The sequence below is a fragment of the Haloechinothrix salitolerans genome (assembly GCF_042662605.1).
Classification (GTDB): Bacteria; Actinomycetota; Actinomycetes; order Mycobacteriales; family Pseudonocardiaceae; genus Haloechinothrix_A; species Haloechinothrix_A salitolerans.
Genome location: NZ_JBHSXX010000001.1, coordinates 2299024 through 2315488 on the forward strand (window position 1 = coordinate 2299024; position 16465 = coordinate 2315488).

The window sequence follows — 16465 nt, forward strand, 5'->3', positions numbered from 1 at the left end:
GCGTTATCGCGTCGGCGTTCTGCCATCCGGTTGCATCGGACCGGGTCCTGGCGACCACCAACCGGAATGCACCTCGGTGTCCCGGACGACGTGCGGCGGCACGCCCTGCTCGAGCGGCTCGATCTGCTTGAGCTGGCCCCAGGACTGTTTTGGCTCGCCCGCGAGGAAACTGGGCACCTCGGACTCCTCGGCCACCAGCTCCATCCACCCGAGCGGGCCGCCCGCGCTGCTGTCCGCCCAACCCGCCTCGGCGGCGAGCTCACCCGCCGTGATCCGGTAGGCGGGCATCTCGCTGATGCCGTCGTGGGTCGTGGGCAGCCGCAGACACGGGTAGACGAACGACGTCGGCCAGTCCATGTAGACCGGGTTCGCGCCGATCCGGGCGGTCAGCGTCGTCAACGACGGCACCCTCGGCGCGGTGACGGCGATCCACCCCTCGTCGGTGAGGTCGTTGTCGGTGGCGACGATGCGCACCGCCGTGGCCTCGCTGTCGACGTCATTTTGGCTGATGCGGGAGTCCTCCCAGCTCATCGCGGCGTCGAACGGTACGGGCAGCCGCTTGCGTTCGAGGATCTCGATGCCGCGCGGGGTGCGCTTCCCGTACTCGGCGGCAAGGGAGAGCCCGGCGCCTTGCCCACCCGCGACCGAGACGACCAGCTGCTTGCTCAGCTGCTCCTCGGTGATCTGGAACCAGTGCGAGCGCAACGTGCCGGTGGCGCCTTGCGGGTGGTCATAGCTGCTCCACATCGGCACGAGTTCGGGACTGAAGCCCTGCGGTGGCGCGCCGAGCGGGTCGTCCCTACCGACCGAGCGGTTGTGGAAACCAACGGTGGAGATCCGGTACTCGTCGGGTTTTTCGACGAGTACCGTCGCGCCGTCGTTCGGCTTCTTACCTGCTGCTTTCGTGTCGCGACCGTGGTTCGAGGCGCTCGCGCCGTTGGCGCTGCCGTTAGTGGTGCCGTTCGCGGTGCTTGTGTTCGTCGTGCCGTCGGTGTCCTCGGCGTCCTCGTTGTCCTCGGCGTCCTCGGCGTCCTGTGGTGGCAGGGTGCGTTGCAGTGCTGGTGGATACCCTGGCAGCACGTTCGCCACCGGGTCCTCCTCGACGAGGACGTGGTCGGACATGTTGCAGCTCGAACTCAGCAGATGATCGATGTTGGCGGTGGCGAGGCTGTAGCTGTCGCGCTGGTTGTAGCCGGCGGTTGCGACCGTGGCGAACTCCGAAAGCGCGAACAGTCCGCACACGATCGTCAGCGACGCGGAACTGAGCGCGAGCGCGCGGGAACGACGCTCCGGCGGGCGGGGCGGCGCGCCAGGCCGTTGCGTGCGGATGTTCTGGACCAGCGCCCCCACCGCCGCGACCACGGCGGCGAGCAGCAGCATCGTCGACACCTTGAGCGGGCCGATCGTCGGGGCCGATGTCGCCCACGGCACGCCGAGCTGCGAGACGAACCAGTACGAGTTCGGTCCCGTCGTCGCGAGCGCGGCGACCACGAGCAGGGCGGCGAGGAACGCGTTGCGGTTGCGGGCGGAGCGGAGCACGGACTGGCTGGTCGCCAGCGCCGTGAGCGCCGCCATCGCCGCACCGACGCCGGCGAACGCGCCGAAGTGATGCGTCCACTTCGTAGGGGTCAGCGCGAGCAGCACGAAGAACAGCGCCACGGTGCCGATCAGCCTGCGGCTCGGTCCGAGCGCCGCGCCGGGAATCCGTCCCCTGCGCAGGATCACCACGAGGCAGGTCATGGTGCACAGCAGGAGCAGCAGGACGGGGAACCGGCGGGTCAGTGAGTCGTCGCCCGCGCCGCCACCGCCGCCGAACAGCAGATCGTAGCGGGAGAATTCCTGGAACCACGCCAGGCTCGGTCCGACCTGGGTGCGCAGCCGGGTGGCCTCCGCGACGGTCGCGAGCGTCTGGTCGGCGAAGACGACCATCAGCACGGCGAAGCCCGCCGCCGCGATCGGTGTCAGCACCCCGACCCAGCCGGTTCGTGCCCGCTGGCGGAGCAGGTGGAACAGCGGCTTCGCGGCCACGATGAACGGCGCGACCGCGATCAGCCCGGTCGGCGTCGCCGCGAGTGTCAGCGCCGCCGCGAGGACGCCGAGACATAGCGGCAACAGTCGCCGCGTGACCAGCGCGCGCTCCACCGCCGCGATGGCGAGCAGCGCGCCGACGGCGGCGACCGGCTCAGGGCGTACGCCGTTGTTGAACGGCATCCACCACACCAGGAACACCGCGGCCGCGGCCCAGCCCGCCGCCGCCGAGTTGCGCACCTGCGTGCCCAGCCGGGGCAGGATCTCGCGGCTGATCAGCAGCCACGCGATCACCGCGAGCAGGAACGATGGCAGCCTGATCCAGGGCGGCGCCGTCGACACCCAGGTCATGACCTCGGTGAGGTGGTAGAACCAGCCGAACGGCGCCTCGGCGACGCCGAACCAGCGGTGGTAGTTCGTCAGGTAGCCCGCGTCGTCGGCGACTCGCGCCATCGAAAGGATGTAGCCGTCGTCCGACGTGACGGGGCCGATGATCACCCAGAGGCCGAGGGCGCCGATCACGGTGACGTCGCGGCCGGTGAGCTTCCACCAGCCGAGCGGTGCCCAGCGGGGTGCGCGCCGGGCGAAGCGGGTGTCGAGCCGGTTCACCGCGATCAAGCACCCGATTAGCGACAGGGCCCCGACGATGGTGGTCGCGGACTTCCATACCGTCGGCGCGGATTGGTACCGAGTGTCCGGGGTGATCGACACGTGCAGACCGTCGATGGGGTGGCGTTCGGCGGAGATGTCGGTGTAGATGCCGACCACGCGGGGGCGGATGTCGCCTCCCTGGTCGAAAACGACGGTGTCGGCGACGGTGATCACCGTGCGGGTGGCCGTCGACGAGTACCCGATGTCGCAGCCGCTGGGCGGCAGTCGTTGCGAGACGATCTGTTGACCCCGGTTGACCGTCGTGAATGTGCCGTTGTTGACCCGCAGGTACATGCCCGCGCCGGTATCCATGCGCTGGCGCGGCACGGTTGACAGCAGGATGCCCCGTGTGGCGGCGGTGTCGTCGAGCCCCTTGACCGTGTCACACGGAATCGTGACGTCGATGTCCTGGGCCCAGTAGCCGGTCAAGGGCGCGTTGACCGCGCTGGTGTCACCCGCGTGTGGCCATTCGATCCGCGCCGTGTCGAATGTGACCGGCAGTAGCGGGATCGCCAGCGCGCAGGCCGTGGCGAGCATGCCGAGGACGGTCGCGAGCAACCGCCAACGCCGATGTGGGAGCGAGCGACGGCCGGACCGGCCCGGTGTGTCCGCTGGTGCCGTCGCGTCCGCTGAGCTCGGGTTCCCCACCTCGTCGGCGGTCTCTACGCCGCCCCTCGTATCCCTTCGTGAACCCGACATCGCACGTCACGCTAACGCACCCCCGGTATGGGCTCACCGTCGGTGCACACCCCACGTGAGCGGGATCGCTGGCCACGGCCTAACCTCGTATGAGCACTTGTCGCAGGAACGGAGTTCGATCGCTGGTGACCCACGACATCGCGGGAGAAGCACGTCGTCGGCGCACATTCGCGGTCATCAGCCACCCGGACGCGGGTAAGTCGACGTTGACCGAGGCGCTCGCGCTGCACGCCAAGGCGATCACCAACGCCGGGGCGGTGCACGGCAAGGGCGACCGGCGCGGTGTCACGTCCGACTGGCTTGAGATGGAACGCGAACGAGGGATCTCGATCACCTCGGCGGCGCTGCAGTTCACCATCGGCGACACCGTGATCAACCTGCTCGACACCCCGGGCCACGCCGACTTCTCCGAGGACACCTACCGGGTGCTCTCCGCCGTCGACTCCGCGGTCATGCTGCTCGACGCCGCGAAGGGGCTTGAACCGCAGACGCTCAAGCTGTTCGATGTCTGCCGCTACCGGGGCATCCCGGTGCTGACCTTCATCAACAAGTGGGACCGTCCCGGTCTCGACCCGATAGAGCTGTGTGAGGAGCTGACCCAGCGGATCAACCTGACGCCGATGCCGCTGACCTGGCCGGTCGGCATCGCCGGTGACTTCAAGGGTGTCGTCGACCTGAGCGCGGGAACGATGATCAAGTACCAGCGCACGGCGGGCGGTGCGACCGCGGCGGGCGAGCAGCACCTCGACGCGGCCGAAGCCGAGGCTGACGCGGGGCAGGCGTGGCAGGACGCCCTCGACGAGTCCGAGCTGGTCGTCGCGGAGGATGGCGAGTTCGACGTCGACCGCTACCTCGACGGCTCGGCTACCCCGGTGCTCTTCGGGGCCGCGGTGCTCAACTTCGGCGTCAAGCAGCTCCTGGACCAGTTGGTCGAGCTAGCCCCGCGCCCTGAGCCTCGGCCCGACGTGAACGACCAGCCCCGGCCGCTCGACGCGCCGTTCTCCGCGTTCGTGTTCAAGGTGCAGACCGGTATGGACCCGGCGCATCGGGATCAGGTCGCGTTCGCGCGGGTATGCTCCGGCCGGTTCGAACGCGGCATGACCGTGACGAACGCGACAACAGGTCGGCCGTTCGCCACGAAGTACGTGCAGCAGGTTTTCGGTCAGCAGCGTTCGACCATGGACGAGGCCTATCCCGGTGACGTGATCGGCCTGGTGAACGCCACCGCGCTCCGGGTTGGCGACACGCTCTACGAGGGCAAACCGAAGGTCAAGTTCCCAGGACTACCCAGCTTCGCGCCCGCGCACTTCGCCGTCGCCAGGCCCCGCGACCTCGGGCGCGCCAAGCAGTTCCGTAAGGGCGTCGACCAGCTGGAGTCGGAAGGCGTTGTCCAGGTCCTGCGTTCCGACCGCAGGGGCGAAGGGGTGCCGATCTTCGCCGCCGTTGGCCCGATGCAGTTCGAGGTCGCTTCCCACCGGCTCGACGTCGAGTTCGGGGTAGGGGTCGAACTCGAGCGCCTGCCGTACCGCACCGTCCGGCTGCTCACGAACCGCGAGCATCGCAAGACCATCGAGGCGAGCCGCAGGGGAGAGGTGTTGACCCGCTCGGACGGCGCGGATTTGGCACTGTTCGCCGACGAGATCGCGCTCGGCACGTTGCAGCGGCAACACCCAGATCTGGCGGTCGAGCACCTGGTCGCGGGTACCGACTGAAGTCAACGCCGAGCCATCCTTGGGGTGGGCATGGCCGAAAGCCCTACCGAATGGGGACGGTTGGCAAGTGCATTTTCGCTTGCCGACACCTACTGTAGGTAGGTACACCGATTCGACCGATCGTGCGAGGACACCCAGATGCATGCCTCCGAGATCATGGCACGACCAGTACCCACCGTCGGCCTACACACCCCGATCGCCGACGCCATCGACATGCTGACCGAGCGGGCGCTACCCGCATTGCCCGTCGTGGATGACGACGGACGCCTCATTGGCCTGTTCTCCGAGGCCGACGCGCTGTACTCCGAAGTGACACTCGCGGGCGACGACACCATGACCGTTGAATCGGTGATGACCAAGCAGGTCGAGTCCGCCAGTCCCAATGCCGATGTCGCCGACGTCGCCCGGCTGATGCTGGAGTACCAGCTCAGCTGCGTGCCGATCGTGGAAGGTGGCATGGTCTTCGGCCTCGTGACCAGGTCCGATTTGCTGCGCTGGCCGGACAGGCTCGCGGCGCCCGCCGTGGACACGGTGCCCGCTCGCTAGCTCAGGGCGGTTACCGTCAGGGGCTGCGACTTGCGGTGCGTGCCGTGCCGCTGTGCAGGTCGGAGATGGTGCCGCGCATCTCGGTGACGATCTCCTGCAGGCCGTCGATCGCGGTCGCGACGCGCTCGCGGACCTCGGCACTCCGATCGAGCAGCCCGGTGCGCTCCAACGACAACCCGGTAGCGAACAGCCGTTGGATGATGTTGTCGTGCAGGTCCCGCGCGATGCGATCGCGGTCGGCGAGCACGTCGAGTTCTCGCGTGCGGGCGTGGGTGCGGGCGAGTTGGTACGCCAGCGCGGCCTGGTCGGTGAACGCCTCCGCCAGCTGGAGATCTTCATCGGTGAATGTCGCGTCACCTTGCTGGCGTGCGGTGATCAACACCCCGTATGAGGTGCCCGACGCCCGTAGTGGTACGAGCAACGCCGGTCCGAACGAGGCAACCGTCCCCGCTTCGGTTGGCAACGGCAGGTCGTCGACGCGGCGGCCGACGTTAGCGTGGAACACCTGCCCGCACAGCGACCCGTCGGTGAGCAGCACGGTCCCGGTGGCGACGTCCGGACCAGCATCGAGGGCGACGTCGACGACGAGGGTTGGCCGCTCGCTCTGGCTCAGCTCGTCGCGTACCGCCACGATCGCGGTCGGCGTGTGGTTCAGATCGGCAGCCTTACGTGCGATCAGCGGCAGAGCGTCCTCCGGTCGTGTGCCGGCGAGCAATTCCGTGCTGATCTCGCTGGCGGCGGCGAGCCTGCGCTGCTTGCGTCGGACGCTCTCGTAGAGCCGGGCGTTGTCGATCGCGATGCCCGCCGCCGCGGCCAGCGCCTCAACAATCGCCTCGTCGTCCTGTGTGAACGGCGCACCAGCGGCCTTCTCGGCGAGGTAGAGGTTGCCGAACACCGCGCCCTTGCTGGTGATGGGCACGCCGAGGAAGGAGCGCATCGGCGGGTGGCCCGGCGGAAACCCGTACCGCGTGGGGTGGGTGGCGATGTCGTCAAGCCGCACCGGTCGCTCCGCCGTGAACAGCTCCCCGAGCAGGCCGTGGCCCTTCGGTGGCGATCCGATGCCGCGCGCGGCGTGTTGGTCCAGCCCGTAGTGGATGAATCGGCTGAGTGCGCCGTTCTCGCCACGCACGCCGAGGGCGCCGTAGCTTGCGTTGACCAGGGTTATCGCCGATCGCACGATCTGCCGCAGAGTCACGTCGATGTCGAGCCCCGACGACACCGCTAGCATCGCCTCGAGTAGGTCGTCGAGTTGGTCTTGGGCATCGATGGCGCGCGTGACTCGCTGCCGCACTCCCAGCAGCAGCTCGTGCAGTTCGAGCCCGGCCAGCGCTTCTCTCGTCTGCTGGTCCCGCTCGGATGTCATGCCGCCAGATTCCCGCGCCGCGCGACGTCACGAGAGGGTCTTAAGTCCCGAGAGCCGACGACTCTCGACGCCGCTTAGCGTTCATGGGAGCCGAGTTCGGCGACGACCTCGGTGAGTGGCCTGCGAGGCGTGGACGGCAGCTTGCCCGCCGTGGTTGGTGCCCATCCCACGCGGAGGAGCAGTTGCGGCATGGCCGCGTCTTCCAGCACGTCGGTAGCGATCGCCTGGCGGGTGTCCGCGACTTCGAGTACCTGCGACAGCGGGCAACTGGCGAGGCCGAGTTCGGTGGCGGCGAGCAACGCCGCGCTGGCCGCCTCGCCCGCGCGCAAGCGGGACACGGTGTCGTCGCCCGCGGTGGCGAGCGCGAGCAGCACGGTCGCCTCCTCGGCGCCGTCGTCGCTGACATAGGGCGGCAGCGTGCCGCCGGGGAAGGTGCGCATCGCGATCGCCGATGGGGTGCTGTGCTCGGCGGGTGCGCTTGCCGCGAGCACGCCATCCGTGGCGAACGGGCCGCGCCCGCTCCACGCGGCGATCTCCATCGCGTAGTCCGGGTCGTTCTCCTGACGCACGGCCGCTTCGCCGATCGCGGCGAGCAACTTGGTTCGTGTCACGTCGTCGGCTATCGGCACCAGCAGCGCACCGGACTTCGCCGCCGTGGCGACCAGACGGTCGATGTGGCTCGGCGGCACTGGCCAGGAGGACAGCGGCCTGCGGTCGCTGCGCCTGCGCATGATCGAGCCCGCCAGCAGGACGTCGTCGTCCGTCGGCGCGTAGCGGTGCGGTTCGATCGACGCGAGGTGCGCGGGATAGGCCGGGTTCGGTATCCGGTGCACCGTCGTTTGCCAGCCGGAGGCGCGGAGCGCGACTCGCAGGTGATGCAGGGCGGCTCCGCAGCTGACGACGAGGTCACGCCCGTCAGGGTCGGTGGCGTGCACCTGTCGGTCCCAGTCCGCATAAAGGTGCACCGTCCTGTCGCCGACTTCCCAGCGCCACGGCTGGGTGTTGTGTATGGACGGTGCCCTGATCGCGAGTTCGATCGCGCCAAGGACCGTGTCGCGATCCGGTTGCGTGACACTCATCGGTCCTGCTCCTTGCTGGCGGTGCTGGTGCGTTCGTTCGCCATGATTCGGCGGCGCAAACCGGGCGTACTAGGGCCGAAGGCCCCGTGACGCCGGGACGACGTCCCCTGTCACGCGGCACCCCGTCGGCGGTGGTCTGGAGGCACATCGCGTCAGGGAGGTACACGACATGAGCGACAGGCCGTCGATGGTTCGGACCTGCAAGCAGTCCTCACGACCGTTCGCGGAGTTGACGCTGCGCGACGACGCCGAGGCCGGCGGCAAGGGCGCCAACCTCGGCGAACTGATCGCCGCGGGGCTGCCGGTGCCGGACGGCTTCGTCGTGCTGCGGCAGGCCTATGTCGAGTCCATGCGCGCGGGCGGGGTAGCAGCCGACCTCGCCGCGCTGCACGCCGAAGCGCTGGCGCTGGCAGCAAGCGACGAGCATGGACTGCGACGCCGTTGCCAGCGGATGGCTGAGCTGGTTCGCAAGTCGGGGATGACGCCTGAGGTGCGCGACGCACTGCTGCTCGAGTACAACGCGCTCGGTGACGACGTCGTGGTAGCGGTGCGGTCATCGGCGACGGGGGAGGACAGTGCGGACGCGTCGTTCGCGGGTATGAACGCCAGCTTCACCAACGTCAGCGGCGAGGACGCCGTGGTCGGCAAGGTCATCAGCTGCTGGGCATCCCTGTTCTCGCCGAGGGTCGTCGCGTATCGGGCGGCGCGTGGGTTCACCGAGCCGCCAGCGATGGCCGTCGTGGTGCAGCGGATGATCGCCGCCGAGACCGCCGGTGTGGCGTTTACCGCCGACCCTGGCAGCGGTCGCACCGACCGGCTCGTGGTGGAGGCAGCGCGCGGTCAGGGCGAGGTGGTGGTGTCCGGTGCCGTCGAGCCGGACACCTATGTCCTGGCCAAGCCGGGGCTCAAGGTGCTCGACGTCCACGGTGGGCATCAAGAGTACGTGATCGTGCGTGGTGCTGACGGCGGCGATAGCCAGGTGGCGCTCGACCCGGAACAAGCAGCGGGCCGGGTACTCGACGACGAGTTGCTACGCCAGATCGGGAGACTGGCGCTGGACGTCGAAGCTCACTACGGGACGCCGCAGGACATCGAGTGGGCCGTCGCGGCCGGGCAGGTCTGGCTCGTGCAGGCGCGCCCGATCACCACGATGTCCGCCACTCCGGCGGGTCGCTCCGGCGTGAGCGGCAAGGGGGGTGCCACGACGTGTGCCTCCGGTGGGGTCAATGACGATGAAGCCGTCGCCGGCGCGCCGGACAGCACCGGCAAGGTGCTGGCACGCGGCCTTGGCGCGTCGCCGGGAACGGCTTCCGGGGCGGTGCGGGTGCTCGCATCACCGGAGGAGAGCGGGCGGCTGGTGGCGGGTGACGTCCTGGTCGCCGCGATGACGAATCCGGACTGGCTGCCCGCGATCCGCCGTGCCGCCGCACTCGTCACCGACAGCGGCGGCATGACCTGCCACGCCGCGATCGTCGCCCGCGAGCTCGGCGTCCCGTGCGTGGTAGGCACGCGAACCGCGACCACCACCCTTGTCGATGGGACCACGGTGACCGTCGACGGTTCGGCGGGGGAGGTCACCTCGGGCACGGCCAACCACACCGCTCCCGCGCGCGTCGTGACCGAGCCCCCGGCCACACCTCGACGTACCGTTACCGGCACCGCGCTCTACGTCAACCTCGCGATGCCGGAAGCGGCCGAGTCGGTGGCCGCACGCGACGTCGACGGGGTCGGACTGTTGCGTGCCGAGTTCCTGCTCATCGAGGCACTGGGCGGCAGGCACCCTCGTGACCTGCTGGCACGTGGCGAGCAGGGGTCTTTCGTCGACGCGATGGCGGCCTCGGTGGGGCGTATCGGTGCGGCGTTCGCGCCGCGCCCTGTGATCTACCGGCTGACCGACCTGCGCAGCAACGAGTTCCGTGAACTCATCGGGGGTGCGGACTACGAGCCGATCGAGCGCAACCCGATGATCGGTTATCGGGGCTGCTACCGCTACATCCGCGAACCGGATCTGTTCGCCCTCGAACTCGACGCGCTCGCCAGGGTGCGCGAGCAGCATCCCAACGTGCATTTGATGATCCCGTTCGTGCGTACTCGCTGGGAGTTGGCGGCCTGCCTTGAGGCGATCGACGCCAGTCCGCTCGGCACCCAGCGTGACCTGCACCGCTGGATCATGGCGGAGGTGCCGTCCGTGACGTACTGGCTGCCGGAATACGTCGGGCTCGGCATCGACGGCGTGTCCATCGGCAGCAACGACCTGACCCAGCTCGTCCTCGGCGTTGACCGCGACTCCGAGGAGTGCGCGGAGTTGTTCGACGAGACTGACCCCGCCGTGCTCACCGCGATCGAGCAGATCGTGACCACCGCGCGACGACTCGACGTCCCGGTGTCGCTGTGCGGGCAGGCGCCGTCCACCCGGCAGGGCTTCGCGGAACGCCTGGTGCGGATGGGCATTACGTCGATGTCGGTCAATCCCGACGCGCTGGAGACGACTCGCGCTGCCATCGCCGCCGCCGAGCTGCGCCTGCTACTGGACAAGGCCCGATGACCGCGACCACGGGCCCTGTTGCGGCGCACCGCAGCTCCCCGGACGACGTCGTCGCCGAACTGGGCACCGACACCGCGACGGGGTTAACCGCCGAGCAAGTGCGCGACCTACGCGAGCGCTACGGCCCGAACACGCTGCCCCGCCATCGCGGTAGGGGTCTCTTCCGGCGCTGGCTGGACCAGTTCACCAACCCGCTCGTAATCGTGCTGATCGCGGCGTCGGCCGTCACCATCGCGATTGGACACTACGTTGACGCCGGGGTCATCGCCGCCGTGGTGCTACTCAACGCGATCGTCGGCTTCGTGCAGGAGAACAAGGCACGACAGGCGCTCGACGCCATCTCCGATCTGGTGCGCATGGACTGCCATGTCCTGCGTGACGGCAGGCGCATGGTCGTGCCGTCCGAGGAGCTGGTACCGGGCGACATGGTGCTGCTCGACGCGGGTGATCGGGTGCCCGCGGACGCGCGGGTCGTCGCCGCGCATGACCTCAAGTGCGATGAGTCCGCGCTGACCGGGGAGTCCCGGCCGGTGCGCAAGTCCTCCGATGTGGTCGCCGGTGACGTGCCCTTGGCGGAGCGGACCAACATGGTCTTTTCCGGCACCATGGTCACTCACGGCACCGGCACCGCTGTCGTGGTCGCCACCGGCGAGGCCACCGAGATCGGCATGGTGCGGGGGCTCGTGGCATCGGCGACCGCACCACTGACACCGCTGACCCGCAAGCTCGCGCTGTTCAGTAAGCAGCTCACCGCGGTGATCATGGCGATCGCCGCGGTGACGTTCGCGGTCGGCATGCTGCGCGGCAGCGCGGCGACCGACATGTTCATCGCCGCCGTCGCGCTGGCGGTTGGCGCGATCCCGGAAGGCCTGCCCGCCGCTGTCACCGTGGTGCTGGCGATCGGTGTGGTGCGGATGGCACGTCGCCACGCGATCGTGCGGCACTTGCCCGCAGTGGAGACACTCGGGAGCACCACGGTGATCTGCTCGGACAAGACAGGCACCATCACCGCGAACGCCATGACCGTCGCCGAGGTCGTCGCGGGCGGCGAGTTCTACCGTGTGAGCGGCACCGGCTTCGCGCCCGATGGCACCGTCAACCACGCCGAACGGCCGATCCACCCGGAACGGCATCCCGCGCTCATGGCGTGCCTGGAAACCGGGGTGTTGTGCAACGACGCGGAGCTCCGCCGAGGCGACGACGGCTGGCAGCCGGTGGGCGATCCAACCGAGGTCGCGTTGCTGACCGTGGCGGCTAAGGCGGGCCTGAACTTCACCGACCTGCGACGCCAGCAGCGCAGGATAGACGTCCTGCCGTTCGAGTCAAGCCGACGGATGATGGCCACGCTGCACGAGCAGCAAGGCGGCACGGTCACCGGTCACGTGAAGGGCGCGCTGGAGCAGGTGCTCCGGATGTGCCGCGACGCGCTGGACGCCGATGGTGCCGTCGTCCCGCTCGACGCCAGTGCGGTGCAGGCGGCGGCGCACGGGCTGGCGACGTCCGGATTGCGGGTGCTGGCCTTCGCGCGGTACCAGCCGCCGGAGGACGTGCGGCGCATTGATGAGGCGGAGTTGCCGGGTACGTTGACGCTACTCGGGCTGGTCGCGATGGCGGACCTGCCGCGCGAGGGAGTTGGTGACGCGGTACGCGCCTGCCTCGACGCGGGCGTCCGCGTCACGATGATCACCGGGGACCACGCCGAGACCGCGCGGGCGGTCGCGGCGAAGGTCGGGCTTGGCGCCGCCACCGGTCCCGTGGTGGTAACCGGTGCGGAGCTCGCCGCGACGTCTGGAGCCGACTTCGACCATGTCGCCGCGTCGGCGGACGTCTTCGCGCGAGTGTCACCGGAGCAGAAACTGCGGCTCGTGGAGTCGCTGCAGCGCGCTGGGCACGTCGTGGCGATGACTGGTGACGGCGTGAACGACGCGCCCGCGCTGCGCCGTGCGGACATCGGGGTCGCGATGGGCGATATCGGCACCGAGGTCGCCCGCGACGCCGCGGACATGGTGCTCACCGATGACAACTTCAGCTCGATCGAGGCGGCCGTCGAGGAAGGCCGCTCGGTGTTCGACAACCTGCGCAAGTTCATCGCGTGGACGTTGCCGACCAACATCGGGGAGGGCCTGGTGATCGTCGCGGCGGTGTTGCTGGGCACGGCGCTGCCGATCCTGCCGGTGCAGATCCTGTGGATCAACCTGACCACGGCGGGCTTCCTCGGCTTGACGCTAGCCTTCGAGCCGAAGGAAGCCGGCATCATGCGTCGCACGCCACGGCCACCGTCGAAGCCGCTGCTCACCGGTGGGCTGATCCGGCGCATCCTGCTGGTATCCGTGGTGCTGGTGGTCGGTGCGTTCGGGGTGTTCGAGTTGCAGCTCGCCGCGGGCATGGCCGAGCCGGTCGCACGCACCGCCGCGATCAACGTGTTCGTGTTCGCCGAGATGGCGTTCCTGATCAGCTGCCGATCGTTCGACCGGATGTTGCCCGGCACCCGGAACCGGTGGCTGTTCGCCGGGATCGCGACGATGACCGCGCTGCAGCTCGCGATGACGTACTGGAGCGTCATGCACCTGCTGTTCCACACGGCGCCGCTCGACGTCTCGGGCTGGCTGATGGTGCTCGCCGTCGCGGCGGCCACCTACGTGTTGGTGGAAGTCGACAAGGCGATCTGGCGACGCGGTGACCGGCGGGCCGAGTACACGACGGGATAGCGAGTCCTTGGGTGCCTCGTCTACTCTCCCAGCAACCGGCGGGCGTTGCGGTCGATCACCTCCGCGGCTTCGCGCAGCTCGCGCAACTCCGCGCGGTGCGCCGCCACGGCTTCCCGCTGGTAGGCGGCATCGAGCGCGTAGAACATGCCGACGTAGTTGGTCCGCGCCCGACAGTCCACATCGGCCAGTGCCGTGGCGATCTCCCGCTTCGAAGGGCCGGACTTGACGTACCAGGCCCGGTCTTCGCCGGCGTCGAGCGGGGAGTCGTAGTCGTAGCCCGCCGCCGTCATGCACTCGCGCCACTCCGCGACAACCGGATCCAACCGGGGGTCGGCGAGGGCCTGTTCGTAGGCGCGGCCGGCGAGTCTGCGAGACAGCGGCGCCTTGGGCGGACCGTTCTCGGGCAACTCCGCGCCGAGCGCCCGCATCGCCTCGCCGTTGCAGCCACCGTTGGGCACGGGCTTGCCGTCATGGCGATCCACCCTGCCGGTCATGACGGCGTCGGCGTCGGCGGACCACGACTGGCCGGTATCCTCGCCGTTCTTCACGCCGGGCCGCGGTGGCTGGTGGTAGCCGTACTCGGTCACGACCGCCGCGTCGATGATGCCGTAGCGCTCCATGTGCTCCGGGCCTTCCGGGGGCACGTGTTCCGGCGAGGTGGGCCAGCTCAGCCCGTAGCGGCGGATACAGCGCTGAACGAGGACATCCCACGCCCGGTTCATTCGGTCGAGTAGCGGCTCGGTGTCGACGTGATACGGGTCCAGCGGCAGGTCGAGCGCGGCGAGGTCATCGGCGTCTCTGATGACGGGGACCTCGCCGAGCGGGGGCAGTTCGCTCGGCGAGGCCGGCGCCGTGCATCCGCTAGCCGCCAGTGCCGCGAGCACGACGAGTGCGGCGCGCGTCAGCATGCTTCAGGAACGTCGGAAGTGAGATTTCAAGCTGTTGTCCGCCCACCCAAGGTCGGTGTAGGCGTAGCAGGTGACGTTGTTGCATGACGGGTACTTGAGGTGCTTGAGCCGGTCGCCCTTGCCCTCGGGAGAATTCGTCGCGATGACGCGGTAGTGCTCGTTTCCGTTCGCGGTGCTGCTCGCCGTGTTGTACAGCGTGATGGCCGAGTTGACGTAGTACCGGCCGTAGTAGGTCTTGTGGTACTTGGTGCTGGTGTCGTAGATGTCGCCTACGTAGCCTGGCCGCGACCACAATGCGAACTCGCCCTGGTGCCAGTATCCGTCGCGAAGGGCCGCGGTCGAGAACTCACCGCGCGGGGCGGGCGTCACCGAGGCGGGGTCCGCCGGTGTCGGTAGCTGTCGTTGCGCGCGGCCGGGGTTGTCGTCGCTCGGTTCGGCATGTCCGATGGCGGGTGCCGTGACCGCCACCATGGCGAGCGCTGCGATCGCGACCAGCGTACGTCCGAGTTTTCCCACAAGAGCCTCCCTCGTGTCGCGGGCGCGACCGGCCGATCGCGGCCGGTCGCTGTCTCGGGTGATCTGTAGATCAGCCAGTACGCTACGTGGTCGGTTGATTACCGAGAATAGGTCAAAAGTACGAATAGTTCTCACGTTTGCTGGTTGGCTCGCGCCACGCGTCCTGTGCCGCCGCGACCGCTTCGACACGGCTCCGCAACCCGAGCTTGCGCAACACGCTCGATACGTGATGTTTGACGGTGCTGACACTGAGCACCAGCTTGTCGGCGATGTCCGCGTTGGACCTGCCGGTGCTCAGCAGGTCGAGCACTTCCCGTTCGCGCGGTGTCAGCGCGGCGGTGGCGTAGGCGGGAAACTCTCCGCAGCCGACGTCGGTGAGCGCGTCAAGCACCCGTCCGACCAGCGATGGCTCGATGTAGGCGCCGCCGGAAGCCACCGCGCCGATGGCGGTGACGATGTGCTCGACCGGCCCATCGTGTGTCACGATCCCGCGCGCCCCACGGCGGATGGCCGTCGCGAGAACCCCGTCGCCGTCCGGCAGGCTGGTGGCGAGTAGGACGACGCCCCGCACGCTGCTGTCCGGCTGTCGCGCCAGCGCGCTCAACGACAACACGTCCGCCGCGGCGACCGAAGTGTCGACGACAAGGACGTCCGGCCGTTCGCGGGGAAACAGCGAGACGACGGTGGCCGCGTCCAGCCCGATCGCTCCGACGGTCAGGTCCCGGTGAGTGTTCAGTACCGCGGCGAGCCCGGTCGCGTTCGCGCCGTCTCGCGCGCAGAGCACGACACGCGTATGCCGTTCGGTCCCCGGATCCACTCGCGCTCCCCTCGCCACCTGATGTCACCACGACGTCACGGACAGCATCAGAAGGTGGCGAAATTATGACAGTGCGGACGGTTGGTAAGACACCGTCAAAAAGTGCAAACGTGACGAGCATACGTAGGCCGGTCTCGTATCCACCGGCCCATCCGGCGGGTCGAAGGTCCCGACAGCTGAGTACCGATGACAACGGTGCGTTGCCACCCGCGTGCCTAGCGTCGGACGTAGCACGAAACAGCAGGTGCGCGGGAGGAGAATTCCATGCGGGCGCTGGACATCATGACGACCCCACCGGTGAGTGTGCATCCGAGCACCTCCGTACGCGACGCCATCGCGCTGCTCAGCGAGCGTGGCTACGCGGGGCTGCCTGTCGTCGACGACGACGGCAGAGTGGTCGGGATATTCACCGAGGCGGACGCGCTGAATTACGGAATGGACGCATCAGGCGAGCTGCGCGTCGACGCGATGATGTCGACACCGGTGGAGGTCGCCAACGCGGAGACGCACGTGACCGAGCTGGCACGGCGAATGCTCGCCGACGGACTGCGATGCATGCCGGTCGTGACGGATGGCGTGCTGGTCGGTGTCATCAGCAGGCACGACCTACTCCGGCCACTGGTGCGGTCCGACGACACCATCGCGACGCACGTGCGTGCGCTGCTCGACGACTACAGCGGCAAACGGGACGGGTGGCACGTCACGGTGTCCGGCGGAGCGGTCACTATCAGCGGCGCCTTCGCGGACGAGGCAGAACGGGCTGTCGCCGCCGCGCTTGCGAGGACGGTGCTCGGGGTAACCACGGTGGAAACGAACTTCGCCACCTCAGGCGTCACATCGTGACCCGGGGCCACGACGGGGAGAAGGTCACCTCGGCTTGGTGACCAACTCCC

At 68.8% G+C, this 16465-nt stretch carries 11 protein-coding genes; 5 read left to right on the top strand and 6 right to left on the bottom strand.

All coding sequences use genetic code 11. The annotated features are described in order from the left end of the window. Nucleotides 1-3: 3 nt before the first annotated feature. Nucleotides 4-3216 carry an arabinosyltransferase domain-containing protein gene (locus tag ACFQGD_RS10825; protein ID WP_345401196.1) on the bottom strand — a complete coding sequence of 1071 codons (3213 nt, stop codon included), beginning with the start codon at nucleotides 3214-3216 and terminating at the stop codon, nucleotides 4-6. Nucleotides 3217-3503: 287 nt separating this feature from the next. Between ACFQGD_RS10825 and ACFQGD_RS10830 the strand changes: the two genes are divergently transcribed. Then, nucleotides 3504-5090, top strand: a complete 1587-nt coding sequence (locus ACFQGD_RS10830; protein WP_390183698.1) for a peptide chain release factor 3 — start codon at nucleotides 3504-3506, stop codon at nucleotides 5088-5090. 138 nt (nucleotides 5091-5228) lie between these two features. Further along, nucleotides 5229-5636: a CBS domain-containing protein gene (locus ACFQGD_RS10835; RefSeq protein WP_345401202.1), complete on the top strand. Its 408-nt coding sequence runs from the start codon at nucleotides 5229-5231 to the stop codon at nucleotides 5634-5636. A gap of 16 nt (nucleotides 5637-5652) precedes the next feature. Here the strand turns inward: ACFQGD_RS10835 and ACFQGD_RS10840 are convergent, their stop codons facing one another. Both ACFQGD_RS10840 and ACFQGD_RS10845 read right to left on the bottom strand, forming a co-directional pair. Beyond that, nucleotides 5653-6999 (bottom strand): GAF domain-containing protein, encoded by a 1347-nt coding sequence (locus ACFQGD_RS10840; protein ID WP_345401205.1) that lies wholly within the window; start codon nucleotides 6997-6999, stop codon nucleotides 5653-5655. Between the two features lie 74 nt (nucleotides 7000-7073). Then, on the bottom strand, nucleotides 7074-8078 hold the full coding sequence (locus ACFQGD_RS10845) for an Acg family FMN-binding oxidoreductase (protein WP_345401208.1): 1005 nt from the start codon (nucleotides 8076-8078) through the stop codon (nucleotides 7074-7076). Nucleotides 8079-8247: 169 nt separating this feature from the next. Here ACFQGD_RS10845 and ppsA point away from each other — a divergent pair, with 169 nt between their 5' ends. Both ppsA and ACFQGD_RS10855 read left to right on the top strand, forming a co-directional pair. Beyond that, nucleotides 8248-10623, top strand: coding sequence for a phosphoenolpyruvate synthase (gene ppsA / locus ACFQGD_RS10850; RefSeq protein ID WP_345401212.1), 2376 nt, complete (start codon nucleotides 8248-8250; stop codon nucleotides 10621-10623). Next, nucleotides 10620-13331 carry a cation-translocating P-type ATPase gene (locus tag ACFQGD_RS10855; RefSeq protein ID WP_345401215.1) on the top strand — a complete coding sequence of 904 codons (2712 nt, stop codon included), beginning with the start codon at nucleotides 10620-10622 and terminating at the stop codon, nucleotides 13329-13331. The genes ppsA and ACFQGD_RS10855 overlap by 4 nt, the downstream gene beginning before the upstream one ends. 20 nt (nucleotides 13332-13351) lie before the next feature. Here the strand turns inward: ACFQGD_RS10855 and ACFQGD_RS10860 are convergent, their stop codons facing one another. The 3 genes from ACFQGD_RS10860 to ACFQGD_RS10870 all read right to left on the bottom strand — a co-directional run bounded on the left by ACFQGD_RS10860 (nucleotide 13352) and on the right by ACFQGD_RS10870 (nucleotide 15572). Continuing rightward, nucleotides 13352-14239, bottom strand: a complete 888-nt coding sequence (locus tag ACFQGD_RS10860; RefSeq protein WP_345401218.1) for a hypothetical protein — start codon at nucleotides 14237-14239, stop codon at nucleotides 13352-13354. 3 nt (nucleotides 14240-14242) lie between these two features. Continuing rightward, nucleotides 14243-14755 carry a hypothetical protein gene (locus ACFQGD_RS10865; RefSeq protein WP_345401221.1) on the bottom strand — a complete coding sequence of 171 codons (513 nt, stop codon included), beginning with the start codon at nucleotides 14753-14755 and terminating at the stop codon, nucleotides 14243-14245. 112 nt (nucleotides 14756-14867) lie between these two features. Then, nucleotides 14868-15572 (bottom strand): response regulator transcription factor, encoded by a 705-nt coding sequence (locus ACFQGD_RS10870; RefSeq protein ID WP_345401224.1) that lies wholly within the window; start codon nucleotides 15570-15572, stop codon nucleotides 14868-14870. A gap of 264 nt (nucleotides 15573-15836) precedes the next feature. Here ACFQGD_RS10870 and ACFQGD_RS10875 point away from each other — a divergent pair, with 264 nt between their 5' ends. Continuing rightward, nucleotides 15837-16415 carry a CBS domain-containing protein gene (locus tag ACFQGD_RS10875; protein ID WP_345401227.1) on the top strand — a complete coding sequence of 193 codons (579 nt, stop codon included), beginning with the start codon at nucleotides 15837-15839 and terminating at the stop codon, nucleotides 16413-16415. Nucleotides 16416-16465 lie beyond the last annotated feature (50 nt).

What these genes read in the sequence shown, in the direction of transcription:
- ACFQGD_RS10825 (WP_345401196.1), bottom strand. Translation starts at nt 3,216, where the DNA reads ATGCTCGCCACGGCCTGCGCGCTGGCGATCCCGCTACTGCCGGTCACA.
- ACFQGD_RS10835 (WP_345401202.1), top strand. Translation starts at nt 5,229, where the DNA reads ATGCATGCCTCCGAGATCATGGCACGACCAGTACCCACCGTCGGCCTA.
- ACFQGD_RS10840 (WP_345401205.1), bottom strand. Translation starts at nt 6,999, where the DNA reads ATGACATCCGAGCGGGACCAGCAGACGAGAGAAGCGCTGGCCGGGCTC.
- ACFQGD_RS10845 (WP_345401208.1), bottom strand. Translation starts at nt 8,078, where the DNA reads ATGAGTGTCACGCAACCGGATCGCGACACGGTCCTTGGCGCGATCGAA.
- ppsA (WP_345401212.1), top strand. Translation starts at nt 8,248, where the DNA reads ATGAGCGACAGGCCGTCGATGGTTCGGACCTGCAAGCAGTCCTCACGA.
- ACFQGD_RS10855 (WP_345401215.1), top strand. Translation starts at nt 10,620, where the DNA reads ATGACCGCGACCACGGGCCCTGTTGCGGCGCACCGCAGCTCCCCGGAC.
- ACFQGD_RS10860 (WP_345401218.1), bottom strand. Translation starts at nt 14,239, where the DNA reads ATGCTGACGCGCGCCGCACTCGTCGTGCTCGCGGCACTGGCGGCTAGC.
- ACFQGD_RS10875 (WP_345401227.1), top strand. Translation starts at nt 15,837, where the DNA reads ATGCGGGCGCTGGACATCATGACGACCCCACCGGTGAGTGTGCATCCG.